Source organism: Streptomyces sp. NPDC104371, from assembly GCF_055583785.1.
The window spans coordinates 124,320-149,571 of record NZ_JBVJNF010000003.1; the positions used below are offsets into that span (position 1 = coordinate 124,320).

The following is a 25,252-nucleotide window of genomic DNA, read 5'->3' on the forward strand; positions in this document are numbered from 1 at the left end:
CCGTGACCCGCTACCCCGACATCCCCCGACCCGTCCGCTCCGGCCTCGTCGTGGTCGACCCCGACACCGGCACCCCCCAGCGCGTCATCGTCCTCCAGTTCAACCCGGACACCCTGGAGCGCAGCATCGCGCCCCAGTCCGCCGGGGACAGCGGCGACGCCGGAGGGGGTGGAACCGGTGGCGGGGATCGGAACGAGGCGCTCCGGCTCAAGGGCCCCGCCCAGGAGACCTGGAAGTTCACCGCCGAGATCGACGCCACCGACCAGCTCGACGTTGCCGCGCCCGATGGGATACATCCGCAGCTCGCCACCCTGGAGATGCTCGTGCAGCCCACCACCGCGCAGTTACGGGCCGCGAGCCGGTTGACGAAGAAGGGGGCCATCGAGATCAGTCCGATCGAGATGCCGCTCACCCTGTTCACCTGGGGGAGCAAGCGGGTCATGCCCGTACGGCTCACCGAACTCTCCGTCAACGAGTCCGCGTTCGATGTGAACCTCAATCCGATCCGGGCCTCGCTCAGTGTCGGGATGAAGATCCTCACCGTCAGTGATCTGCCCGCCGGGCATCGCGGTGCCGATCTGTACCTGGCGCACCTGGCGCAGAAGGAGCGGCTCGCCGCCGCGGCCCGGGGCGGTGGTCTCGGGGCCCTCGGGCTCGGCGGCGCCGACCTTCTCACCGGCACCGGAAGGGGATGACCCGCACGTCATGGCCGACACCGAGTCCGACGAGAGCGCCCTGGATTCCCTACCGGGCTCCCATCCCTACCCGCGCACGAGCCGGTACCACGACGCCGAGATCGGTGTGCATCGGCGGAGCGACGGCACCGAAGTCCGTTACATCAAACGGCGGTTGCTCCCTCCGCTCGGTGCGGAGACCGAGGCGCACACAGTCGGTGCGGGGGAGCGGGCCGATCTGCTCGCGCAGCGCTACCTCGGCGACCCCGGGCAGTGGTGGCGCATCGCCGACGCCAATCCCCTCCTCGATCCTCGTGAGTTGACGGACGAGGCGGGGCGCGTCATCGGTATCCCGCTCGCCGGAGGGTTCCCGCGAGGAGAGCGGCGTGTCTGAACAGCCCGTGGGGCAGGGGCCCGTCCATGTCCAGCTCCTCATGGGGCCCACGCTCACCCGCCCCGTTCCCGCCGAGGTCGCCGAGGCGTTGCTGTCCGCTCAGATCACCGCCACCGCGGGTGAGCGCAGCGGCTTCCAGTTCGCCTTCGACCTCACCAAGAACGGGTTGATCAACCAACGGCTGCTGCCGGAGGGGTTCTTCGACCCGAAGACCCGCGTCATCCTGACCGTCAGCGTCCGCGGCACCCCCGAGGTGCTGTTCGACGGGCTGATCGTGCGGCAGGAGGTCGGCGCCAGCAACATCCCCGGGCACTCCACCCTCACCGTCACCGGCGAGGATCTGACGTTGCTCATGGACCTGGAGGAGCGCACCGCCCGCTACCCCAATCTGCCGCCGTCCGAGCGCGTCCTCGCCATCCTGCGCCGGTACTCCGCGTACGGCATCCGGCCGGACGTCTACACCGAGAAGGTGGCCCAGCCCCCGCACCAGGACCTCCGCGTCCACTACCAGACGGGGACGGATCTTCAGTACGTCACCGAACTCGCCCGCGCCAACGGCTATACCTTCTACCTCGAACCCGGCCCCGACCCCGGCCGGTCATCGGCCCGTTGGGGGCCCGAGGTCCGGCTCGGGCTCCGTCAGCACGCCCTCGACGTCAACATGGACGCGGCCTCCACCGTCGACCAACTGACCTTCGCGTACGACGGTACGGCGCGGGAGGAGCCGCAGGCGCGCTGGCAGGACCCGGGCACCCGGCAGTCGACCCTGCTGCCCCAGCCGCCGATCAGCCCGCTGCGCCCCGCCCTCGGCAGGCGGCCGACCCCCGCGCTCAAGCGCAAGACCCTTGCCGGTACCGCGAAGCAGCAGCGTGAGCAGGCCGAGGCCGAACTCCTCGCCCGCGCCGCGGTGTCCGCCGACGTCATCTCGGGCTCCGGCTCGCTCGATGTCATCCGGCACGGCTACCTCCTCCAGCCGCGCCGACTCGTCGGCGTGCGCGGGGCGGGACGGGCCTACGACGGTGACTACTTCGTCAAGTCCGTGACCCACAACCTGCGTCCGGGGTCGTTCCAGCAGAACTTCACCCTCTCCCGGGAGGGACTGGAGGCCCGTAGCGACCACGTCCGGCCATGAACCACAGCCCGTGACCCGCGAATCGTGACCCCCGCTCACCCACCGACCAGGAGTACCTCCACCATGGCGGCACCCAGCAATCGTCACCTCGGCAAGTTCCGTGGCCGGGTGGTCAGCAACGACGACCCGTTGCGCCTCGGCCGGATCACGGCCGAGGTCCCGGACGTCCTCGGTGGCGAGCCGTCCACCTGGGCGCTGCCCTGCCTGCCGTTCACCGGGCCGCAGTCGGGGCAGTTCGTGGTGCCGCCGCCCGGTGCGGGCGTGTGGGTGGAGTTCGAGCAGGGGGACCCCAGCTTCCCGGTGTGGACCGGGTGTTGGTACGGCGACGCCGACGAACTGCCGCCCGACGCGCGCCGGGAGCTGCGGGCGGGCGCCGCGAGCAAGCCGGTCGTCGTGCAGACCCCGCAGGCGCACAAGATCGTGCTCAACGACACCGCCGGGGCCGAGCAGGGGATCCTCCTCCAGGCCCAGGACGGCGCGTCCATCCGTATCACCCAGGACGCCGTGGTCATCGCCACCGGGGCGGGCGCCGAGATCGTGCTTCGGGGCGGCGAAGTCACCGTGAACCAAGGCCAGTTGACCGTGAACTCCAAGCGATAGCCGACGGGGGAGAGAAGTTGTCCGGGAGTCTGTTGGAAGCCGGAGCCGTGATCGGCTGCCCGCACGGTGGCCGCGTCGCGCCCGCCACCCCACCCCCCGATGGCGTACGGATCGGGGGAGTCGCCGTGGTCACGAGCGACCACCCCTACGCCGTCACCGGCTGCCCGCACACCGTCGACGGCGTGTCCTCGCCGTGCACCACGGTCCGTTGGACCGCCGCGGACACCGGCGTCACGGTCGACGGCGCGCCCGTCCTGCTCGACACCTCCGCCGCCCAGTGCTTCAGCGCGGCCCTCGTCCCGCAGGGGCCGGCCGTCGTCCAGGCCGCGCAGCGAAAGGTATCCGTCCGATGAGGCCGACGAGTCAACACACCCGTCTGTGCGCCGACATGGCGTTCCCCTTCCACCCCGACCGGCGGGGACGTACCGCCCACGCCCGCCCCGCCGAGCACGTCCACGACCTGATCGAGCAACTGCTGTTCACCAGCCCCGGCGAGCGCGTGATGCGCCCCGACTTCGGCTGCGGGCTGCTCGATCTGGTCTTCGCCCCGAACAGCCCCGAACTGGTCAGCACCCTCGAACTCGCCGTCCAGGCCGCGCTCCAGCGCTGGCTCGGCGACCTGGTCGAGGTGCTGGCCCTCGACATCGAGTGCGGAGACGACGTCGTACGGGTCCGGCTCTCGTACGTCGTCCGCGCCACCGGGGCGGTACGGGAGGAAGTCTTCGAGGGGAGGGCGGCATGAGCGCGGGAACCACCCGGCGGGCCAAGGTACGCGCCGCACGGCTCAACGGAGTTGACGCCGTCGAGGTCAGCGACGACGGGCTGCTGCTCACCGTCACCTTCCTCGGCAAGGCCCCGCACGGCCTCGCCCTCGAGAACGTCCGCGTCGACGGCGGCCGACGCGTCACCGACATCCGCGCGGTCGACGTCAGCGTCGAACGCGAGGAGGACCCCGAACTGGACGACCGGCTCTACGTCACCCTCGACCGGGCCGGTGACACCTCCCGCTACCGGATGTCGCTGGTGGAGTCCGACCCGTACGGACGGCCCGGCAGCACGCCCTACCGAGGCTTCGATCAGCGGTACCACAGCGCGGAGTTCACGTTCCGGCCGGACCGCCCGACCCCCTTCGACCGCGTGGAGGAGACCGAGGAGAGTGCCCTCCTCCCGTCCGCGCCCGTCATCGACTACACGGCCCGCGACTACGACACCATCCGCGGGCTGCTGCTCGACCGGCTCGCGCTGACCACCCCGGACTGGGCAGAGCGCAACCCCGCCGACCTCGGTACGACCCTTGTGGAGCTGCTCGCGTACACGGGCGACCAGATCAGCTACCAGCAGGACGCGGTCGCCACCGAGACCTACCTCGACACCGCGCGCCGCCGCGTCTCCGTACGCCGCCACGTCCGGCTCATCGACCACGCCCTGCACGACGGCTGCAACGCCCGCACCTACGTGACCGTCGAGACCGCCGCCGACCACACCCTGGCGCCGGGCTCCTTCCGCTTCGCCTCGGTCGACATCCGTCACCTCGACCCGCACGACCGGCCGCCGCCCGGCCCGGTCATCGACGAGAACGACCTCGGCGACCTGGACGAACGCGGCTCCGTGGAGGTCTTCGAATCGGTCGTCGTCACCGAGCCGCTCCACCTGCGGGTCGCGCACAACGCGATCCGGCTGTGGACCTGGGGCGGAGAGGTGTGCGCGCTGCCCATGGGGGCCACCGCCGCCACCCTGCGCGACGAGTGGACGGAACCCGAGACCTGCCGGGAGCGCAGGCTCGATCTGAAGCCGGGCGACGTGTTGATCCTGGAGGAGGTCAAGGGCCCGCGCACCGGCACCCCGGGCGACGCCGACCCCCGTCACCGCCAGGCCGTACGCCTCACCTCCGTCACCCCCGGCCTGGACCGCATCGAGGACCAGCCCGTTCTGGAGGTCACCTGGGCCACCGAGGACGCCCTGCGCTTCCCGCTCCGCCTGACCACGCGCGGCGGGCGGAACTGCCTGCCCGTGGAGGACGTGACCCTCGCTCGCGGCAACGCGGTTCTGGTCGACCACGGCCGCTCCGGCCACGACGGGACGGTCACCGTGCCGTCCGTCCCGGCGGTCGTAGCGCCTTGTGGGCCAAGGGAGTTCGGGTGTGACGACCGCCGGGAGGGCAATTCCCCGGCACGGCTCATCACGTCGCTGACGGATCGAGCGGAGAGCGGTCGGGCCCTGTCCCCGGACGATGTGCGCGAACTGTTCGACGTCGTGGGGGAGCGGGCCGTCGTACGCGCCGGGCTCGGCCTGGAGCGGGCCGGACAGCCGCACGAGTGTGTGGTGCCGGGCACCGCGTACGCGCAGACCGCGGCCCTGCGGACCCTGCTCGCCCAGTCCGTGTACCCGAGCATCCGGCCGCGCTTCCGTCCCGTCCTCGGTCGCGCGCCCGTCACCCAGGCCGTGCCGTACCCCGACCCGGCGACCGTCGCCGCCGGACAGGCCGAGCGGATCGCCGCCATCCCCGGTCGGATCCGGCAACGGCTGGTCGACCTGTGGCGCAGCGCCCACGACCGCGACGGGCTCAGCGGGGACGAGATCGGCGAACTCGCCGTGATCTTCGGGCTGAAGGTGCTGGAACGGCTGGAGCTGCGCGGCCGTCCCGTCCGTGCGCTGCGTGAACTGCTGCACCGCAGTGACGAGTTGCTGGCCGTCAAGCTGCGGCGCGTCGAGATCCTCACCGCTCGGGCCCGCGCGGGCACCGTGCTGGACGACCACATCGCCTGGGAGATCACGCACAGTTGGGGCTCCACGTACGCGGACGGGCTCCACCCCGAGGAACCGGCCCTGCGTGGTTCGGCGACCGCCGCACTCGCCCAGGACCCGCGCCGCGCCCTGCCCGCCGTACGCCTCCGCGACGGCGACGCGAGGTGGGAGCCGCGCCGCGATCTGCTCGACAGCGGCCCCCGCGACCGGCACTTCGTCGGCGAACCGGAGGACGACGGACGCCTCGCCCTGCGCTTCGGCGACGGACGGTACGGCGCCGAGCCGACACCGGGAGCACGCCTGGCGGTGCGCTGTCGCCTGGGCGGCGGCATCGCGGGCAACGTCGGTGCGGAAGCCATCAACCACCTTGTCGTCGCGGCCGGTGCCTTCGCGACCGACGCCGTCCTGGCCGAAGACCTGGGCGGGCCGGTTCCGGCGGCCAGAGTCCGCAACCCGCTGCCCGCAACCGGCGGCACCGAGCCCGAACCCCTGGAGCAGGCGCGCCGGTTGGCGCCACTGGACCTGCGTCGCACCCGCCTGCGCGCGGTCACCGCCGAGGACTACGCGGCCCTCGCCTCCGCCCTGCCCGGCGTCCAGCGGGCCGCCGCAGAGATCCGCTGGACCGGCAGCCTCCTGGAGGCCCACGTCGCGATCGACGCGTACGGCGGCGAGACCCCGCCGGAGGGGCTGCTCGACTCGGTGACACAGGCACTGGAGGCGTACCGGCGCATCGGGCACGATCTGGTCGTCGTCCCCGCCCAACTCGTGCCGCTGGACATCGCGTTCACGGTCTGTGCGCGGCCCGGTCATCAGCACGGGCAGATCCTGGCCGACCTGTACCGCGTCCTCGGCAGCGGCCGACTGCCCGGTGGACGGCTCGGCTTCTTCCACCCCGACGCGCTGACCTTCGGCGAACCCGTCCGGCTCAGCCGTCTGGTGGCCGCCGCGGCGGCCGTACCCGGAGTGGAGAGCGTCGAAGTCACCTGCCTGCGACGGCTGTTCGAGCAGGACCGAGGAGAGCGGGAGGACGGCGTGCTGCGGCTCGGCCCGCTGGAGATCGCCACCTGCGCCAACGACCCCGACCGGCCCGAACACGGGCGGCTGGCGATCACTCTGGGAGGCACCCGATGAGCCAGGCCTGCTCCTGCGGCGGCGCGTGCGGCGGCCAGGACGAGCGCCTCGCCCCCGCCCCGCTCCACAACCCGCCCGGCCGCACCGCGCTCGACTACCGCGTCGGTGAGTACGGTTCGTTCCTCGCCGCTCTCCTCGACCGGCTCGCCTCGCCCGCGTACCCGGCTCTCGCGAGCCTGACCGTCCGTACGCCCGACGACCCGGCGATCGGTCTGCTCGACGCCGCCGCCGTCCTCGGTGACCTGCTCACCTTCCACTCCGAGCGGATCGCCGACGAGGCCTACCTCCGCACGGCCGACGAACACCGCTCGCTGGTGCAGCTGGGCCGGCTCGTCGGGCACCGGCCCCGACCCGGAGTGGCGGCCGGTACCCACCTCGCGTACACCCTCGAACGCGACCCGCGTGCCGAGGCGTTGCCCGTACTGATCCCGGGCGGCGCGCGCAGCCACAGCGTGCCCGCCTCCGCCGACGAGCGGTCGCTGACCTTCGAGACCGCGCGGGACCTCACCGCCCGCTGGGACTGGAACGAGCTGACCGTACGGCGCCGCCGCCCCTCCCTCCTCACCCCCGAGGACCTCGACCGCCGCTCCGAACTGTTCGTGGAGGGCACCGCGAACTCACTTCAGACCGGCGACCAGCTCCTTTTCGTCTTCGGTGAACAGGCGGGTGGCGAACGCAAGTTGCTGACCATCGCCGGTGTCCGTGTCGACCGCGAGGACGGGATCACCGCGATCACGCTGCCCAAGTCGGCCCCGCCCACGCTCTCGGAGCTGGTGGACGCGGTACGACGCTGGATCGCCGCCCCTGCCGGGCCCGGTGAGCCGGGGGACGAGCCGCCGACCCCCGAGGTCCCCGATCCGCGCCCGGTGAGCCGCCTGATCGACGACTTCGACGCCCAGGTCCTCGCCCCGTTGCGCGCGGACCTGGACGGCATCACGACACCGGAGAGTCTGGCGGCCCGTCTCGGCGAGCCCATCGCGCGGTTACGCGAGGCCGAGGTGCTGGCCGAGTCGTACGACGATGTGGCGGCGTGGTTCGAGCGGTTGGAAGCGGAGCTCGCGGAACTGACCGAGCGCGCACGGGAATTGGCCCCCGCACAACCGGTGGAGCCCGTCGCCGCACACGAGACCGCTCACCCACATCAGACTGCCCACCCCGACCTTCGCCAGGCCGCCCACCTTGATCCCCGTCGTGCCGCCCTCCATGCCCTGAGCGCCGTCCTCCCCGCCCTGCGCGCCACCGCCCCCACCCCCCGACAAGGGACCCCCGGCACCGACACCGCCCGCCTTCTCACGGCGCTCACCCCGGGCCTCGGCAGTCTCTACCCGGCCTGGCGCGCCGCCGCCGCTCCGGGCACCGGACCCCTCCTGCGCGAGCTGCTCGCGATGCGGGTCACCGCGGCCCCCTTCGGCGCCACTGCCCCGCTCAAGCCCGTCCAGGACGAGCGCGGCCGGGTCATCCGCACCGCCGACTGGCCGCTGACCGGCGCGGTGCTCGCGAGCATGCGCGTGGTCCATGACCCGGCGGGCAAGGTGCCGGTGCGCGCCGAGTTCCAGTACGTCGAGGGGAGCGGCTCCGACCAGCGGGCCGAGAACCTGCCCGTCGCCGAGCAGGTCACGTTCGCTCTGGGGCCCGGCCAGGTCGACCTGTCGGCCGGGGCCGACCGGGGCCGCAAGCCGATACGGCAGGAGGACGGCGTCATCGCCCGCCTCCACAACGGCCTGCCCGAGCGCACCCTGTCCGTCTCCCGTCCGGAGGACGACGGCACGGTACGGATCGCCGTCCACAACGGCGCCACCGAGGAGTTCTCCCTGAAGCCCGGCGACAGCAGGCAGTTCACCCAGGGCGAGTACCAGGTGAGTGCCACGTACACGGTCGGCACCACCGAGCCGAACGTGGAGATCGTCATCGCGAGCGAGCCCGCGCCGCTCAACCGCCGTGTCCTGCGACTGGACAGCGTCCAGGACGGCATCACCGTCGGCAGTCGGGTGGCGATCCAGCGCCCCTCGAAGGGCGGCGCGGTCCCCGGCGACGCCAAGCTCGCCTTCGTCACCACCCAGGTCGCGGCCGTCCGTACGGTGGCGTACTCCAACTACGGCATCACCGGACGCGGTACCGAACTCACCCTCACCGACCCGTGGTTGGACGAGCACGATGTCCTGCTCTCCCATATCCGCGACACCACCGTGCACGCGGCGGGCGAACCACTGCGTCCGGCCGACGAGCCGCTCGGCGAGGACGTGCACGGCAACGAGATCGAACTCGCCGAGCTGTACGACGGGTTGGGGCCGGGCCGTGCGCTCGTCGTCAGCGGCGCGCGGACCGACGTACCCGGCACGATCGGTGTCACGGCCAGTGAGGTGGTCGTGATCGCCTCCGCCGACCCGGTCGTGGACCCGCGACTCCCGGGCGACCATGTCCACACCCGCCTCACCCTCACCACTGACCTGGCCCACCGCTACCACCGGGCAACCGTCCGGGTCCTCGGCAACGTCGTCGAGGCCACCCACGGCGAGAGCCGCGAAGAGGCCATCGGCAGCGGTGACTTCGACCGCGTCCACCAGACCTTCGCACTCTGGCAGACCCCGCTGACCTGGCTCGCCGCCGACAACCCCCTGGGTGCCGTACCGGTGTTGGAGATCCGGGTGGACGGGGTGCTCTGGCACCGGGTCGACAGTCTCGCCGGGCGCGGCCCGACCGAGCGCGTGTACGTCACCGGCACCGCCTCCGACGGCCGGACCACCGTGACCTTCGGCGACGGCGTCCATGGCGCACGGCTGCCCAGCGGCCATGAGAACGTCCGCGCCCGCTACCGCTTCGGCACCGGCCAGGCGGCCGACGTGCCCGCCGACCGGATCACCCAGCCCCTCACCCGCCCGCTGGGCGTCACGGGGGTCACCAACCCGCTGCCCGCGACCGGCGGCGCGGACGCGGACGGGCCCGCGCTCGCCCGCCGCACGATCCCGCTCGCCGTCTCCGCGCTCGACCGGCTGGTCTCCCCGGCCGACTACGAGGACTTCGCCCGCTCCCGCGCCGGTGTCGGTCGGGCCTCGGCTCGCGAACTCTTCGACGGACGACGGCGCTTGCTGCATGTGACCGTCGCCGGTACGGATGACGTACCACTCACCGACGATGCTCTGCGGCCCCTGCGCGGGGCCCTGACCGAGTATGGCGACCCCGTGCTGCCGGTCCGCGTGGACGCACGCGAACTCGTCCTGCTGCTGATCGCCGCCAAGGTGAAGCTCGCCCCCGACCACGCCTGGGAGAGCGTCGAACCCCGGTTTCGGCAGGCCTTGCTGCGCGAACTCGGCTTCGAGGGACGTGAGTTGGGCCAGCCTGCCCGGCTCTCCGACGTCCTCGCCACCGCGCACACCGTGCCCGGAGTCGACTACGTGGACGTCGACGTCTTCACCGGCGTCCCCGCCTCCGCGGGGCCGGACCAACTAGCCGCCCTGCTCGCGGACCCCGGCCTCCCGAGGGCGTCGGTCCCCGCGCGCCCGGCGGCGTACGAGGAGCGGACCCACACGGTCACCGACCCGAACGGCGAGACGCTCACGTCCGTCTGCGCCCGCTACGGCGTCCCCCTCGCCGAACTCCTGCGCCTCAACCCCGACATCACCGACACCCGGCGCCTGCCCAAGGGCCGGACGGTGTTCGTCTTCCGCGGCATCCGCCCGGCTCAACTCGCCCTGCTGTCGGCGCGGGCCACGGACACCCTGATTCTGACGGAGGCCAAGTGATGTCCTCAGACGCCGAGTTGGAGATGTCGGCCGCCCGGCCGTCCCGCGATCCCGACGGGCTCGCCGCTCTGCTGCCCCGCCGGCACCGACTGCGCGACGCCGAGGAGGGCGAACCGCTGCGGGCCCTGCTCGCCGTCATCGCCGAACAGTTGAACCGGGTCCGTGACGGCGTCCAGCAAGGCTACGAGGACCTGTTCGTGGAGACCGCCGTGCCCTGGGTGCTGCCCTACCTCGGCGACCTGGTCGGCTACCGCATGCTGCCCGGCTATGAGCGGGTCCTCACCACCGGTCTGCACCGCGGCGGCCGGGACGCGCTCGCCGAGGCCGTCGCCCCGCGCCGGGATGTGGCGGGCACGGTGGCCAACCGGCGCCGCAAGGGCACCCTGCACCTGCTGGAGGAACTCTCCGAGCAGGTCGCCGACTGGCCCGCGCGCGCCGTCGAGTTGTCCCGCCACGTGGCCCACACCCAGCCGGTCAAGCTGCACGGCACCGGTCGGCGCGGCGAGCGCGGGCGGCTGGTGGACCTGCGGGACGGGGCGGCGCTCGCCCTCGCGGGCGGCCCGTTCGAGGAGACGGCCAGGATGGCCGATGTGCGACGTGCCAACTCCACCAGGACACAAGGCGGTTGGACACCGGCCGGGGTGGGGCTCTTCGTCTGGCGGCTGAAGCCGTACTCCCTGACCTCGTCCCCCGCCTACTGCGTCGACCGCGCCCGCAACCTCTACACCTTCTCCCTCCTGGGCAACGACACCCCGCTGGTCACCCGGCCCGTCCCCGAACCCTCGCCCGCGCACATCGCGGCGGTCGACAACGTGCCCGCGTTCCTCACCCGCCGACTGCTGCGCGACCGGCTCGCCGACTACTACGGCCCCGGCAAGAGCCTGGTCATCCGGCGCGACGGCGAGGACCGGCCCGTACCGCTCGCCGACATCGTCGTAGCCGACCTGTCCGACTGGCGTTACCGGCCGGGGCGCGGACAGGTCGCCCTCGACCCGGAGTCGGGACGCATCGCGTTCGGTGCCCGCTCCGCGCCCCGGCAGGGTGTGTGGGTCGACTACCACTACGCGTTCGGTGCCGACATGGGCGGCGGTGAGTACGCGCGCCCCGACCGCACGCCTCACACAGGCGCCGACGCCGACGTCTACCGGGTTGGCCCCGGACAGCCCCACCGGCGCATCATGGACGCCTACCGGGCCTGGCAGCACCAGCACACCCCGGAGCGCACCGGCATCATCGAGATCACCCACAGCGGCGCCTATCAGGAGCAGTTGGACTTCGACCTCGACCTCGGTGACCGTCTCGAACTGCGCGCCGCCGACGGCGCCCGGCCGGTGATCCGGCTCCTGGACTGGTACAGCAACCGCCCCGACGCCCTCAACATCCGTGCCGTGGACGCGCATTGCGCGTCGCACGAGCGGCCGAGGGTCGTCCTGGACGGACTGCTCGTCGCCGGTCGCGGGATCAACGTCACCGGTCCGATGGGCGCCGTCGTCGTCCGGCACTCCACGCTCGTACCCGGCTGGTCACTGGAGCCAGAGTGCGCGCCGCACTCGCCCGACGAACCCAGCATCGTCCTCGAACGCACCACCGCCTGCCTCCAGATCGAGCACAGCGTCCTCGGCTCCATCGAGGTCATCGGCGACGAGGTCACCGAGGAACCCCTCGACATCCATCTGCGCGACAGTGTCCTGGACGCCACGGGTGACGACCGCGAGGCACTCTCCGCCCCCGACTGCCGTCACGCCCACGCCGTGCTGCGGCTGCACCGTACGACCGTCATCGGCGAAGTACACGCCCATGCCGTGGAGTTGGCGGAGAACTCCGTCTTCACCGGCAGGCTCCACGTGGCCCGGCGCGGCATCGGCTGCCTGCGGTACTGCTTCGTCCCGCCCGGCTCACGCACTCCTCGCCGCCACCGCTGCCTTCCCGACCTCGTCGGCGCCGAACGTGCCGGTCATGTACGACCGTTGTTCGCATCGAAGCGATATGGGACGCCTTGGTACGGTCAGTTGGCCGACCGGTGTGCCGAGGGGATCCGGCGTGGCGCGGACGACGGCGGTGAACTCGGCGCCTTCCACGACCTGTACCGGCCGCAGCGGGAGGACGGCCTCAGGGCGCGGCTCGCGGAGTACACGCCCGCGGGCACGGACGCCGGGATCTTCTTCGTGACGTGAGCAGCGCCGCCGTACGGACCACCCGCAGCCTTCCGAACCAGGGGGACTCCTCTATGCACGCTGATCTCTCGCGCTCCACCTTCCGCCCGGAGCGGCACTACTCCGCGGTCGTCGCCCAGCAGGGCCGGGTCCAACTGGACGCGGACCTCAACGAACAGACCGCGATACAGCTCCACCAGGCCCGTACCCTCGCCGCCGACCTCATCGGACGGCACGGCGGACCCAGCGGCGCCACCGGCTTCCGTATCGAGTACCGGGGCGGCACGCACGACCTCGACACCCTGCGGATCCACGGCGGCCGGTACTACGTCGACGGCATCCTGTGCGACGCGGACCGCCCGGCGCCGGGCACCCCCGTGCCGGACGACGACGCCGAGGAGCCGCCCGTCCCCGAGGCGGACGACTTCTGGGACTACTGGAACCAGCCCGACGGCTTCCGTGACCCGGAGCGGCCCGGCGACCGGCTGCCCTCGCCCGCGCAGTCGCCGTTCGTCGTCTGCCTCACGGTGTGGGAGCGGGCGGTCTGCGCGGCCGAGGACCCGGCGCTGCGCGAGGTCGCTCTTGGCGCCGCGCTGCCCGACACCGCCGTCCGTACCAAGGTGGTCTGGCAGGTGCTGCCGGTGACCCTGTCCGCGCTGGGCGTCGAGGACGCGAAGCCGTCACCGCGGGCCGTCCGTGACGCGTTCGAGGGGTGGGCGCGGGCTGAGTCGGCGCCCACCGCCCATCTGGCCGCCCGCGGTGAGCGGCCCGAACACGCCGACGGCGACCCCTGCTTGGTCCACCCCGACGCCCATTACCGAGGCCCGGAGAACCAGTTGTACCGGGTGGAGGTCCACGCGGACGGCGGGGCGGAGGACGCCACCTTCAAGTGGTCCCGGGAGAACGGCTCGGTGGTGTTCCCGGTCGACGAACTCGACGGTACCTGGGCGCAGTTGGCGAGTCTCGGCCTGGACTCCAAGCTCGATCTGGAGGTCGGCGACCGGGTCGAGTTCACCGACACCGCCCACGCCTCGCGGCTGGAGGCCCAGCCGCTGCTGCGCGTCGAGGAGTTGGACCTGCCCGGCCGCCGGGTCCGGCTGTCCGCCGAGCCGGAGCAGCGCGTCGGACGGCTTCCGCATCTGCACCCGTTGCTGCGCCGCTGGGACCACCACGACGGGCCCCGGCGCCAGGGTCGCACGACGGCGCTGAAGGGCGGCGCGGTGCCCGTTACCGAGGGGGAGTGGATCCCGTTGGAAGACGGTGTCGAGATCTACTTCGCCGAGGGCGGCGCCTACCGGACCGGCGACCACTGGCTGGTCCCCGCCCGTACCGCCACGGGCGGCGTCGAGTGGGCCACCGATGCCGCACGCCGCCCGCTGCTTCAGACCCCCGCGGGCATCGCCCGGCACTTCGCCCCGCTGGCCCTGATCACGGGCGAGGGCGACACCGTCGACCTGCGGTACGCCTTCGGCCCGCTGGCCGCAGAGCTACACCCGGTCGAGCAGGCACCCAAGTCGGCTGCTCCGCGCGGCCGTTCACGGACCAAGGCAGCGGCGAGGACCGCTGAGGAAGGAGACAAGTGATGGCTACGCCGATGAGCGCGTCGAAGCTGCTGGAGGTCCTGCGCGCCGAGGGGCTGACCGTCCACGAGGTACGCGACTGGCGCCACCACAACCGCAACTCCAAGGGAGCCTGGGGGCCCGTGAACGGAGTGATGATCCATCACACCGTCACCTCGGGCACCGACAGCTCCGTGAACCTCTGCTACGACGGCTACTCCGGCCTGCCCGGTCCCCTGTGCCACGGGGTGATCGACAAGCAGGGCCAGGTCCACCTCGTCGGCAACGGCCGCGCCAACCACGCGGGGCTCGGCGACAACGACGTACTGCGGGCGGTCATCAACGAGACGAAGCTGCCGACCGACAACCAGGCCAACGTCGACGGCAACCCGCACTTCTACGGCTTCGAGTGCATCAACCTCGGTGACGGCAAGGACCCTTGGCCGGAAGCGCAGAAGGAGGCCATCGAGAAGGTCTCCGCCGCGATCTGCCGCCACCACGGCTGGACGCAGCGCTCCGTCATCGGACACCTGGAGTGGCAGCCGGGCAAGCAGGACCCGCGCGGCTTCACCATGGACTCGATGCGGCAGCGCATCGCCGACCGGCTGGCCGGGAAGGGCGGCGGCAAGGACCCGGGCACGCCCGCGCCCAAGCCGAAGTACGCGCCGTTCCCCGGCAGTTCCTTCTTCCACGTCGGGCAGAAGTCGCCTCTCGTCACCGCCATGGGCCGCAGGCTCGTCGCCGAGGGCTGCGGCCGCTACACGAAGGGGCCCGGCCCCGAGTGGACCGAGGCCGACCGTACGTCCTACGCCGCCTGGCAGCGCAAGCTCGGCTACTCGGGCAAGGACGCGGACGGCATCCCGGGCAAGAAGAGCTGGGACAAGTTGAAGGTTCCGGCGAGCGGTTGAGAGCGCCGCGCCCCGGTGTCGCTCGCGTACGTGGTCAACTGGCGCCGCCGGGGCGCTCGTTCAGCGGTTCGTCGCCTGCTCGCCCGGGTGGTCGGCGTGACTCGCGTGCGTCTCCAGGCTCACGGCCAGGTGGATGGACGCGTCCACCCACGCGGGGACGGCCGCGACGGCTCCCTCGCGTCGGAGCAACGCGTCCACCTCGCGCAGGCGTTGTGCGGCGGTGTGCAGGCCGATGCGGTGCAGTCGGTCGGCGCTGTCCGTCAGGACGGTGCGGGCGGGGGCGGACAGGCGGCGCAGGCCCTGGTGGGCCGCGTCGGCCAGGGTGGCCAGTGCGGACTCCAGTGCCGCCGTGATCGGATCGGCCGGGCGGGGCGAGGTCGTGGCGAGCGCGGTGGTGCCGTCCCCGGGGGCGAGGTCGGGGACGACCACACCGGAGGAGGTCAGCACGGCCAGCGGCTCCAGTACGACGCGGCCGTGGGCGCGGGTCAGCATGCCGCTGACGCAGCGGACGTCCTCGTCGCCGAGCGCGGCGGCGAGCGCGTCCAGACCGCCCGGACACAGCGGGTTGTACGCGGCCCGGACCAGCACCTCGTTGCCCGCCGGATCGTGGAGCACCGCTTCCAGTACCTGTCCGGCGGGGTCGTAGCCGATCGACCCCACGACGGCGACCGCGACCACCCGTACGGACTCCGCCGCCACGCGCGGGCGGATGAGCTGCGGCGGCCGGTCGCCGATGGCCCGCAGATGCGCCGCCACGTCCCGGACCAGCAGGGTGGCGGGCAGCTCCGTCCAGGCGGAGCCGACCGGGGTGACGCTGGTGGCGGCGATCCGGCCTCGCGAGATGGTGACCGTACGGTCCGCGGCGCGGGACGTGTGCTCGCTCACGACGTTCGCCGTGGCGAGCGCGCGCAGCGGGGAGTTGAGCAGACGGCGCGCGGACAGGTCGTGTCCGGTGAGGTCCTGACCCTCCGTCAACTCCCAGCGCTTGCGCAGGACCAGGGTGACTCCGGCGTCGGCGTGGGCGAAGAAGGTCTCGGCGGTACGGTCCTGGGCGGTGCCGCTGACCCGGCAGCCGAGCGCCACCAGACGGACCCGGCGCAGCGGGGTCGTCGGGGCCTCCTTGGTGCCGAGGACACCGACCGGGTCGCGTTCGGCGGCGCGGTGGCGGGCGTGGAGTTCGGTGAGCAGCAGGGCGAAGCGCGCCGGGTCGTAGTGGGCGCTGCGCGCGGCGTGCGCGTCGACCTGCTCGCGTAGCTCGGCCACCGCCCCGGCGGGCCAGTGCCGGGAGGCGGCGGTCAGCGCCTTGTGGCAGCGACGGAGGGAGGCGGCGAAGACGGGGCCCGCCTGTTGGACGCCGTCCAGGAGGAGGTCGTCGGTGAGGGCGAGGGCGGCGCGCAGCGCGTCGTCGCCGCGGGCGTCGGTGGGCGTGGTGGCTGTGGCTGTGGCGGCGGTTGGGCCGCCGACGGTCACGTATGTGGTCTGCTCGGTGTCTGCCGTATTTCCCGCGTCTGCCGTGCGGAAGGCCCAGACCGCCAGGGCCACGACCTCGCCGCGCAGCGCACCGACCGCGTCGGTGAGGGCGTAGCCCAGCTCGTGGGGGACCGGGAAGCTGACGGTGCAGGTGGGCAGTTCGACCCGGGGGATCGGGTCCTCGGGGTGGGCGCGGTGCAGTCGGGCGGTGTAGCCGCGGTCCAGGACCCGCCGCGCGGCGGTCAGCGCGGGTCGGCCCAGGGACGCGGTGAGCGTCTCGTCGTCGAACTCACCGGGGGACCAGTCGACGAACACGCGCTCGGCGGCGGCCGGTTGGACCGATGCGGGCGGTCCGTCGGGTTCATTGGCGACGGTGGTGGTGCTGGGCCTGCGCTGGTAGGCGAGCACCAGCGCGAGGCGGTGGCGGCACACCCCCGCCGCGCCGCAGGAGCAGTCGGCGGCGTCCAGGCCCACGCCCGCGGGCAGTACGGTCGTGGTGCCGTCGGGGAAGACGCCGTGCACCGCGCCGTCGGCGGCGGTGGTCACCTCCGGGCCGGAGCCCGCCGCGAGGTCCTTCTCGGCGCGCTTGACGAGGCCCCGGTTGGCGAGGGCGGCGAGGGTCTCGGGCGTCAGCGCCCGCAGGTCGGCGCGGGTCATCGGCCCTGCCCCGTCCCGCCGACCTTCTCGGCGACGAACTCGGCGAGATGCCCCGGTGTCATCGCCCCCACATGCGCCCCGGCCCGCGCGAGCCGTCCCGCGAGGTCCCGGTCGTAGACGGGATCGGCCTCCTCGTCCAGCGCGGCCAGACACAGCACGGTGCTCCCTTGCTCGACCAGGCCGCGCACGGTGCGGACCAGGCGATAGGGGTCCCCGCCCTCGTAGAAGTCGGAGATCACGGCGACGACGGCACGCCGGGGGTTCTCGACCAGTCCGGCACCGTAGTCGACGGCGCGCGCGATGTCGGTGCCGCCGCCGAGCTGGACCTTCATCAGCAGGTCCACCGGGTCGGTCACGTCGCTCGTCAGGTCCACGACCTCGGTGTCGAACGCGATGAGGTGGGTCTTCAGACCCGGCAGGTTCCACAGACAGGCGGCGGTCACGGCGGAGTGGATGACCGATCCGACCATGGACCCCGACTGGTCCACCAGCAGCACCAGTTGCCACTGTTCGAGGTGGCGGCGGGTACGGGAGTGGAAGTGCGGTCGCTGGATCAGGATGCGGCGTTCCGCCGGCTGGTAGTGGGAGAGGTTCGCCCGGACGGTGCTCTTGAAGTCGAAGTCGCGGGCCAGGGGCAGTCGGCTGGGGCGCCGGGAGCGGGAGCCGGTGAAGGCCCGGCGGACCTCCGGGCGCAGGCGCTCCAGGAGTTGGTTCACCACCGTCTCGACGATGCGCCGGGCCAGCGCCAGTACGTCGGGGTTCATCAGGTGCTTGGTGCGCAGGACGGCGCGGAGCAGGGTCTGGTTGGGCTCGACACGGGCGAGGACGTCCGGATCGGTGACGATCTCGTGGATCTCGTACCGCTCGACGGCATCGCGCTCCAGCCGCTCCACGGTCTCCTTGGGGAAGAGCCGATGGATGTCGTCGAGCCAGTCCACCGGGGTCAGTTGCGAGGGCCCGGTACCACCCTGACGCGCATCGCCCACCGCCCCACGACGCACCCCACGACGCCGCTGATCCTCGTCACGACCGTACAGCCACTCCAGTGCGACATCACGAGCGAGCGCGGCCCCCTGAAGCGAGCCGGTACAACGCTCGGCAGCGGACCCGAGGATCAACCGCCAGCGCTCCAGGGTGGGGTCGGGGGTGAGGTGCGGGTCGGGGCCCGGCGTCGGGTTCGGGGTAGGGGAGGGGGAGCTCACCGTGGCGTCCTCAGTTCGTGACGGTCGAGGAGGCGGGTCACGTTCTCCTCCAGGGCCCTGGCGCGGGCCAGTAGCAGTGGGTCGGCGGTCGTGCGGAGCAGGGTGCGTGCCGATCCCTGTCTGCCGCGCCGCTCCAGCAGGCGTTCCGCGATGCGCTCCCGTTCGCGGGGCGGGAAGAAGGCGAAGGCCTGTCGGAGCGCGGGCAGACCGGTGAGGAAGTCGTCCTCGGGCAGTACCGAGACGATGCCGTCCACCACGTCGACCAGGGACCCCTCGCCGTGCGCCACCTCGTCCCGGGCCAGTGCGAACAGTCCGGCCAGCCAGTCACCGAGGGTGTCCGAAGGGGCGGAGGCGAGGGCCCGCGCGGTCGCCGCCGGGTCGTCCGGGGCGCCGAGCGCCCAGCGCAGTCCGACGGCGGCACCCCGCAGATCCGCAGGGGCGCGGAGGTCCCGGCCGATACGGGTTGCGGCCTCGGTGGCGGACTGCCGGGTGACCGACAGCAGTTCCGGCGCGTGCAGCAGGGCGTCCCGGGCGGCCACCAGCGCGCGCAGCCGTGCGAAGTCCACCCCGGATCCGCCGTGCACCCCCTCCACCAGCCAGAACACCCGCTCCACCGCACCCGACACCACGGCGCCCAGCAGCCGATCGCGGGCCACGCCGAAGATCCGGTCATGGCGCCACAGGCCCAGCGCCGCCCCCAACACCTCGCCCACCGGCCCCAGTTCCGGCACCTGCCCCACCTGAGCCGCCAGGGTCCCCAGCAACTCCTCGCAGAGCGGGCCCACTCCGCACAGCACCGTGTCGAACAGCAGCCCGGCCAGCGGCCCTGCCTCCGTACCCGCCGCGCGCAGCCGTTCGCCGAGCGCCACCGACGCCGCCTCGTCCAACCGCGCCCCGTACGCACCGGCCTCGATGAGCGCGGCCTCACGACCGCTCACCGGTCCGGGCTCCCAGCGTTCGCTGAACACCGGATCGGCACCGTCGGCCGGGCCCGAGACCCGGGTGACGCCGGGTATGCCCAACACCCTTAGCCGGTGAAGAGTCTGACTGATCGTCAGGTCGTTCGCCGAAGTGAGGTCCAGAGTCACCGGATCGTCGCCCACTCCCAGGCGGGCGAGCAGCTCCGTCACCTCGTGCACCAGCGGTGGCAGCGGTGTATCGGGGTGCAGCAGGCCCTCCGCCGCACCGGAGCACGCGGCGATCATCTCCACCACGACCGGATGGCTGCCCGCGTCGAGCGTGCCGCGCGTGGTCCAGGGCAGTGGACAGTCCAGGTCGTCGCTGATCAACGCACCGGCGAGGCCGTCCAGGACGTCCACCCGGGTCTCGCGGGGATGGCCGCGCAGGAGGGCCAGCCCCTGGGCCAGACCGCGCGCGGCGATCAGGTCGGCCGTGGACACCGGGATCCCGCGGGCCCGCAGTCGCTCGGCGACCGAGCGCAGCAGCCCCTGGGCCGCCGCCCGCGGCCCCGCTTCCCACAGGTGCTGGTAGTAGCCGGGCGAGGGCATACCGGAGCGGTACCCGGCGAAGGCGTCCAACTGCCGGAAGGAGTACGGGACCAGGAAGCTGCCGCCGAGCGCACCCTCGGGTGGCCGCGGCACCGACGGCCAGTCCGACGGGCCCTCCCGGCGCCACAGGGTGCGCAGGGCGGGCTGGTGGAAGCCGCCGGTCACCACCAGCACCGGGCGGCCCCCGGCATGCGCCGCCGCGGCGCGTACCCAGGACGCCATGTACTCCTCGCGCACCCGGTCCCCCGCATCCGCCTCGGCGTCCCCGCGCACCAACGCGAAGTACGCGTCAAGGCGTTCGGCGATTCCACCCGGTCCAGAGGTACCGCCCGGTTCGGTGGCCCCGTCAGGTTCGGTGACCTCGAACAGCCCGTCCCACAGCGCGTCCACCGACTCCACGCCGAAGTGCTCGCACAGCCGCGCCGTCGCCTCCGCGTACCGGGCCTCGGCGTCGGCATAGCGATTGGCGTACCGGTCGGCGCGCTCGGTGAACGCCGGATGCCAGGCCGGCAGGTCGATGAACCGCACCTCGGCACCGTGGGCGCGGCCCTCCCGCACAGCGATCCACTCGGGGGAGTAGTCGCACAGCGGAGCCCACGAGGTGGCGACCCGGCTCTCGTCCCGGTAGTGACTGAACACGGCGATCGGCAGCCGGTGTCCGAGCAGCAGCTCGTCCAGCCGGTCGTTCATGTCCGCCGGTCCCTCCACCAGGACGTACGCGGGCCGCAGCGTCTCGATGGTGCGGGCGACCAGACGGCCGCAGGCGGGCGAGTGGTGACGTACGCCGAGGAGGACGACGGAGTCGGCGGCGGCGGGAGACATCAGTCGGCCAGCAGATGGCGCGCGTCGTGCAGGGCCCGCCACTGGGGTCCCGGTCGGCGCGCCACCTCCTGCTCCAGGAAGCGGCGCAGCCGGGCGAGATCCTCCGGGCTGTCCTTGGCGGCGGTCCCCGCGAGGCTCGCGACCACGTCGGCGGCGTCGCCCGGCTCCCCGCGCAGGAACCAGCCGCGCACCCCCACCGCGTGCGCGACGGACACCGCCTCGGCGGTGCTCATCACGGTGTTCATCCGCTCGCTCTGTCCCTGTCGCTGCCCCGCCGCGCGCAGCTCGCGGAAGGTGCCGACCAGGACCTCCAACACGTCCCGGCGCGGCGCCGGTTCGACCCCGGACTGCCGCAGCAGCGCCGTGGCCTCGACCTCGACCAGGGCAAGCTCGGTGTCGAAGTCGGGGATGGGGAAGACCGTCTCGAAGTTGAAGCGCCGTTTGAGCGCGGCGCTCATCTCGTTGACGCCCCGGTCACGGGTGTTGGCGGTGGCGATGACGTTGAACCCCTGACGGGCGAAGACCATGCCCTGCGGCCCGTCCAGCTCGGGGACGGCGATGACCCGGTCGGACAGCAGGGACAGCAGGCAGTCCTGCACCTCCAGCGGGCAGCGGGTGATCTCCTCGAAGCGCACGATCCGCCCCTCGGCCATCCCGCGCAGCATGGGCGCGGGCACCAGCGAGCGGGTGGAGGGCCCTTCGGAGACCAACAGGGCGTAGTTCCACCCGTACTTGATCTGGTCCTCGGTGGTGGCCGCGCCGCCCTGCACGGTGAGCGCGGAACTGCCGCTGACGGCCGCCGCGATCAGCTCCGACAGCAGCGACTTGGCCGTGCCCGGCTCGCCTACGAGCATCAGGCCGCGATGGGTGGCCAGGGTCACCAGGGCCCGCTCCACCAGAGAGACGTTGCCGACGAACTTGCGGCTGATCCCGGCGCGTTCGTCACCGACGACGAAGCGGCGGGCGGCACGCAGACTGAGCTGCCAGCCCGGCGGCCGGGGGTCCTCGTCCGCCGCGCGCAGGGCGGCGAGTTCGTCGGCGTGACGGACCTCGGCGGGCGGGCGTTGCAGCAGTTCCTCACGGGCACCGGGTTCGGCGACGGCGGGCGCGGTCACTTGGCGGTCACCTCGGTGAGATCGACGAGCAGCTCGGAGGCCATGACCGGATCGAGGTCACCGAGGCGCAGCGCGTACTCGCGGCTCTGCCAGTAGTCGCCCGGCGCGGTGTCGAGCCAGACGGTCTCGAAGGTCTGGTCGGGGAACATGTCGACCGCGCCGACGGCGATGCCTTCGTCCAGCCCGATGACGAGGTAGCGGTTCTCGTCGATCGGCCGGTGGAACCAGCACTCCACGCCCGCGTCCTGCGGTGCGCCGCGCTGCCAGCCGCGCTTGGTGAGGCCGAGCAGCTTGCCGACGGGCACGGTGGCACCCTCGAACCGGGTCAGCCGATGCCCCGCCGCTTCCTCCTCGGTGAGCGTGAACACCGGGCGGCCGAGCTGCGGGAACGGCTGGAGGATCTCGTAGTCGGCGAACAGCTCCGACCAGGCGTCCAGCTCCTGGCCCAAGTGCAGCGCGTGCGCCACGCGGACACTCGCCGTATCGGGGATCTTCAGCTCGTCGTCGTCGACATCGGCGAACGTACGGTCCTCCGCCACCCGGAACGCCGTCACCTCACCGTCCACCTCGCTGAGCCAGACCAGACGGCGGACCAGATGCCACAGCAGCGGATGGGACACGAACAGTTCCCGGAACTCGCCCATGCTCCAAGCGCGCCCGGCCACCATCGCCGCTTCGAGGCGCCGCACCTGGTCGGCGGCGATGGTGCGAACGTCCTTCTTCAGCGCGGCGAACCGCTTGCGCTCGGCCGGTGCCAGCTCCGGGTCGTCCTTGACGCCGGGGGTCGGCAGGGCCTTGCGGCGCTTGCCGGTGTCGTCCAGGACGTAGGGGCGCAGTTGCTCGTCGAAGCCGACGGTGAAGCGGCGGGAGCCGTAGTCGATGACCGTGCTGCCACTCGCGTCGAGACCGAGGTCGGGGACGAGACGGTCGCCCAACTGCTCGCTGGTGAGCCCCAGTTGCTCCGCGACTTCGGCGATCTTCTCCTGGGCGCGGACCTTCAGGGCCTTGAACGGCACCCGCTGGGCTATGCCGTGCAGATGCATCAGCGCCACGTCCGTACCGATCGCCGCGAGGACGTTCAGGCCTTCCACGGCGCGGTGGTGCGCCGCCTCGCCGGGCCAGGCGCGCACCAACGGAGTGAGACGGCGCACGGTCTCGTCGTCACCGAACCGACCGAGGGCGTGCAGCGCCCAACTGTCCTTGGCGGGCATACCGGCGAGCCGCCACTGCTCGAACAGCCCCCAGGCGAACGTGGCGAGGGAGTCACGGGTGCAGTGCGCGGTCAGTACGTCCAGACCGGGGTAGGCCTCGCCGGGCTTGGACAACGCCAGCATGGTGAGCACATGGCGTACCGCGTCGTCGGGCAGCGCACCGCCCTCTTCGAGGAGGATCTGCGGCAGCAGCGCGGGGACCGCCCAGGCGCCGACGGTCGGCATACGGGCCGGAAGGGCGCTCTCCAGCGGGTCGGTGGCCAGCAGCTCCGCGATGATGTCGGACGCCTCCTGCCCGCATCCGGTGGCGGCCCGCAGTACCGCCTCGTCGCCATGGGCGGTCGCCAGGATCCGCAGTGCCCTCTCGGCACCGCGGCGCGCCGTACCGACCGGACCCACCGCATGCGGGACGAGGGCGGGGACGGCCGCCAGGCCGTGCCGCGCCAGCCAGGCACGGGCCGTGGCGTCCATGGACTTCAGACGCGCCAGCCAGTCGCACAACTGCCCGGCGACCCCGGCGTCCACATACGGCAGGAGCAGCGGCCCCAGCGTGGCGGGGTGCCGGGGAGCCGTGCGCAGCAGCAGCGGGAGCGCGTCCACCCCGAACCGCGCCGCCACCGGCTTGAGCGCGTTCTCGCCGTCCCAGCAGTCCTTCGGATCGCAGGCGGCGAGCAGCGGACGTACGACCTCCTCGTCACCGACGACGAACAGCCGGACCTCCCGGATGTCCCTCAGCTTCCCGCCCTGCTGAAGCGACTTGATCTCGTTGGCCCAGCCGTAGCCACTGCGCCACCTGCTGTACCAGGACTCCGCGGTCGCCCAGGCCTCCTGCTCGCCCGGCTTCCAGATCACCTGCGAGGGCACGGTCCCCGGCGCCACATCCGCGACGCGGGCCTTGCGGGACGTGCGCTTCTTCGTCCACGGCGGGCTGACCAGCAGCGCGGGAAGCGCCTCGGCCGGGGCCTCCGGCAGCCGGTCGGCGCGGGAGAGCAACGGCTCGACGAGGGCGGTGAGTTCGGCCGGAAGGCCGGGCAGCGTGGCCGCCGCGAGGTCGGGGCGGGCCAGGACATGCGAGGCCAGCAACCGCTCGGCCGTCGCGGCGTACGGGGCGTCGCCGACCGCCGCCGCGCCCAGCAGCCGCAGGCCGCGGACGGGGTAGCGGCGCATCGCCTCCAGCAGATACGGGCGTACGTGCTTGTCCTCGACGCGGTCCAGCAGGATCCGGAAGGCGTCGTCCGTCGGCAACTCCACCAGGGCGCCGGCCATGGCCTTGACCCGGTCGGAGCCGTAGACGCGGTCGATGGCCTCCTCCAGCAGGGGCGCACAGGCCTTGCCCACGCCCTCGGCGAGCGTGGCGATCAGCGACAGCGTCCAGGTGTTCGCGTGCAGGTCGATCCGGCCGCCGAAACACGCGATCTGGTCCGGGGAGTCGAGCGAACCCAGCAGCATGACGCGGAGCGTGGGGTCGTCCGGGACCGGGTGCGCGCAGACCTCGGCGAGCCAGTCCCGCTCAGCGGGGACCAGACAGGACACGAGGATCCGGCGGCGCACGCTGTCCCGGCATCGCGCCAGCGCGGCGACCGTCTCCCGGTAGGCGTCCTCGTCCGCCACCGACAGCAGGGCACGCATCCGGTCGGCGAACGCGACCGCCCAGTAGTGGTCCACATGGTCACTCTGGGCCAGCGTCCCGAGCCAGGGATCCTCCCGCCGTCCCCCGTACTGCAGGTAGTGGGCCACGGTCTCGAAGTACTCCACCACCGCCCGCGCCGCGAACGCCATGCCGTGGGCGCGGACCCAGGCGTCCACGAAGATGCCGTCGGGAAGCTGATAGTGCATCGTCAGATGCGCCAGGGCAGCCGCGCCCAGCGGATCCGGAGCGCCGTTCAGATGCGCGCGCGTGGCCTCCACGATCCGCGGGTCGCTCTGCGGAGCGGAGAGCATCGCCTCGACCCAGCCCCGCTCCTCCGCCAACCGCCCCGCCACCAGGCCCTCGGCCTCGGCGCTCGGCCCGCTGACGTTCCGCCGGATCCCGCCGCGCCTCGGCTGGACCAACTGCCGCCACGCGGACGGCATCTCGAACGTGTCCTCGTCGGGGAACACCACGCCCTCGGACGCGTCCCGCACCGAGCCGTCACCGGCCGACTCCCAGCGCTCCACAGCCCCTCCTCCGCCGACTCCGTGGCCGGATCGAACCCTTGAAGATCAGTTGGCTGTCACAGTAAACGGGCCCA

Annotated in this window: 16 protein-coding genes; 11 read left to right on the top strand and 5 right to left on the bottom strand. The window is 72.7% G+C overall.

Annotated features, from left to right (window positions below; all coding sequences use genetic code 11):
* The first annotated feature begins 2 nt into the window (after positions 1–2).
* From ACZ60T_RS11255 to ACZ60T_RS11305, 11 genes are all read left to right on the top strand, one after another.
* Complete coding sequence (locus ACZ60T_RS11255) at positions 3–695, top strand: hypothetical protein (RefSeq protein WP_469665661.1); 693 nt, start codon at positions 3–5, stop codon at positions 693–695.
* Between the two features lie 10 nt (positions 696–705).
* The gene (locus ACZ60T_RS11260; protein ID WP_469665662.1) at positions 706–1,068 is read left to right on the top strand and encodes a hypothetical protein; all 363 of its coding nucleotides are present in this window, start codon (positions 706–708) and stop codon (positions 1,066–1,068) included.
* Complete coding sequence (locus ACZ60T_RS11265; protein WP_469665663.1) at positions 1,061–2,200, top strand: hypothetical protein; 1,140 nt, start codon at positions 1,061–1,063, stop codon at positions 2,198–2,200. The genes ACZ60T_RS11260 and ACZ60T_RS11265 overlap by 8 nt, the downstream gene beginning before the upstream one ends.
* Before the next feature lie 63 nt (positions 2,201–2,263).
* The gene (locus ACZ60T_RS11270; protein WP_469665664.1) at positions 2,264–2,800 is read left to right on the top strand and encodes a phage baseplate assembly protein V; all 537 of its coding nucleotides are present in this window, start codon (positions 2,264–2,266) and stop codon (positions 2,798–2,800) included.
* 17 nt (positions 2,801–2,817) lie between these two features.
* Entirely contained in the window at positions 2,818–3,153 is a 336-nt protein-coding gene (locus ACZ60T_RS11275; protein ID WP_469665665.1) for a hypothetical protein, read from the top strand.
* A complete protein-coding gene (locus ACZ60T_RS11280; RefSeq protein ID WP_469665666.1) occupies positions 3,150–3,542 on the top strand; it encodes a GPW/gp25 family protein in 393 nt (130 codons plus the stop codon). Before ACZ60T_RS11275 ends, ACZ60T_RS11280 begins: the two co-directional genes overlap by 4 nt.
* Complete coding sequence (locus tag ACZ60T_RS11285) at positions 3,539–6,676, top strand: putative baseplate assembly protein (protein ID WP_469665667.1); 3,138 nt, start codon at positions 3,539–3,541, stop codon at positions 6,674–6,676. The genes ACZ60T_RS11280 and ACZ60T_RS11285 overlap by 4 nt, the downstream gene beginning before the upstream one ends.
* Positions 6,673–10,416 (top strand): putative baseplate assembly protein, encoded by a 3,744-nt coding sequence (locus ACZ60T_RS11290; protein WP_469665668.1) that lies wholly within the window; start codon positions 6,673–6,675, stop codon positions 10,414–10,416. The genes ACZ60T_RS11285 and ACZ60T_RS11290 overlap by 4 nt, the downstream gene beginning before the upstream one ends.
* Positions 10,416–12,590, top strand: a complete 2,175-nt coding sequence (locus tag ACZ60T_RS11295) for a hypothetical protein (RefSeq protein WP_469665669.1) — start codon at positions 10,416–10,418, stop codon at positions 12,588–12,590. Before ACZ60T_RS11290 ends, ACZ60T_RS11295 begins: the two co-directional genes overlap by 1 nt.
* 53 nt (positions 12,591–12,643) lie before the next feature.
* Positions 12,644–14,152 carry a DUF6519 domain-containing protein gene (locus ACZ60T_RS11300; RefSeq protein WP_469665670.1) on the top strand — a complete coding sequence of 503 codons (1,509 nt, stop codon included), beginning with the start codon at positions 12,644–12,646 and terminating at the stop codon, positions 14,150–14,152.
* On the top strand, positions 14,152–15,036 hold the full coding sequence (locus ACZ60T_RS11305) for a peptidoglycan-binding protein (protein ID WP_365627851.1): 885 nt from the start codon (positions 14,152–14,154) through the stop codon (positions 15,034–15,036). Before ACZ60T_RS11300 ends, ACZ60T_RS11305 begins: the two co-directional genes overlap by 1 nt.
* 60 nt (positions 15,037–15,096) lie before the next feature.
* Here the strand turns inward: ACZ60T_RS11305 and ACZ60T_RS11310 are convergent, their stop codons facing one another.
* From ACZ60T_RS11310 to ACZ60T_RS11330, 5 genes are read right to left on the bottom strand one after another with little or no spacing between them, the layout of a single operon-like run.
* On the bottom strand, positions 15,097–17,163 hold the full coding sequence (locus ACZ60T_RS11310) for a hypothetical protein (protein ID WP_469665671.1): 2,067 nt from the start codon (positions 17,161–17,163) through the stop codon (positions 15,097–15,099).
* Complete coding sequence (locus ACZ60T_RS11315; RefSeq protein WP_469665672.1) at positions 17,160–18,365, bottom strand: VWA domain-containing protein; 1,206 nt, start codon at positions 18,363–18,365, stop codon at positions 17,160–17,162. The genes ACZ60T_RS11310 and ACZ60T_RS11315 overlap by 4 nt, the downstream gene beginning before the upstream one ends.
* Positions 18,362–20,695, bottom strand: a complete 2,334-nt coding sequence (locus tag ACZ60T_RS11320) for a DUF5682 family protein (RefSeq protein WP_469665673.1) — start codon at positions 20,693–20,695, stop codon at positions 18,362–18,364. Before ACZ60T_RS11320 ends, ACZ60T_RS11315 begins: the two co-directional genes overlap by 4 nt.
* Positions 20,695–21,810 (bottom strand): AAA family ATPase, encoded by a 1,116-nt coding sequence (locus ACZ60T_RS11325; protein ID WP_469665674.1) that lies wholly within the window; start codon positions 21,808–21,810, stop codon positions 20,695–20,697. The genes ACZ60T_RS11320 and ACZ60T_RS11325 overlap by 1 nt, the downstream gene beginning before the upstream one ends.
* Entirely contained in the window at positions 21,807–25,178 is a 3,372-nt protein-coding gene (locus ACZ60T_RS11330) for a DUF4132 domain-containing protein (protein ID WP_469665675.1), read from the bottom strand. Before ACZ60T_RS11330 ends, ACZ60T_RS11325 begins: the two co-directional genes overlap by 4 nt.
* Between the last annotated feature and the right edge of the window lie 74 nt (positions 25,179–25,252).

Bases quoted from the DNA above. Each gene is read 5' to 3' on its own strand.
- ACZ60T_RS11260 (WP_469665662.1), top strand. From the start codon at position 706: ATGGCCGACACCGAGTCCGACGAGAGCGCCCTGGATTCCCTACCGGGC.
- ACZ60T_RS11270 (WP_469665664.1), top strand. From the start codon at position 2,264: ATGGCGGCACCCAGCAATCGTCACCTCGGCAAGTTCCGTGGCCGGGTG.
- ACZ60T_RS11280 (WP_469665666.1), top strand. From the start codon at position 3,150: ATGAGGCCGACGAGTCAACACACCCGTCTGTGCGCCGACATGGCGTTC.
- ACZ60T_RS11285 (WP_469665667.1), top strand. From the start codon at position 3,539: ATGAGCGCGGGAACCACCCGGCGGGCCAAGGTACGCGCCGCACGGCTC.
- ACZ60T_RS11290 (WP_469665668.1), top strand. From the start codon at position 6,673: ATGAGCCAGGCCTGCTCCTGCGGCGGCGCGTGCGGCGGCCAGGACGAG.
- ACZ60T_RS11295 (WP_469665669.1), top strand. From the start codon at position 10,416: ATGTCCTCAGACGCCGAGTTGGAGATGTCGGCCGCCCGGCCGTCCCGC.
- ACZ60T_RS11300 (WP_469665670.1), top strand. From the start codon at position 12,644: ATGCACGCTGATCTCTCGCGCTCCACCTTCCGCCCGGAGCGGCACTAC.
- ACZ60T_RS11305 (WP_365627851.1), top strand. From the start codon at position 14,152: ATGGCTACGCCGATGAGCGCGTCGAAGCTGCTGGAGGTCCTGCGCGCC.
- ACZ60T_RS11310 (WP_469665671.1), bottom strand. From the start codon at position 17,163: ATGACCCGCGCCGACCTGCGGGCGCTGACGCCCGAGACCCTCGCCGCC.
- ACZ60T_RS11320 (WP_469665673.1), bottom strand. From the start codon at position 20,695: ATGTCTCCCGCCGCCGCCGACTCCGTCGTCCTCCTCGGCGTACGTCAC.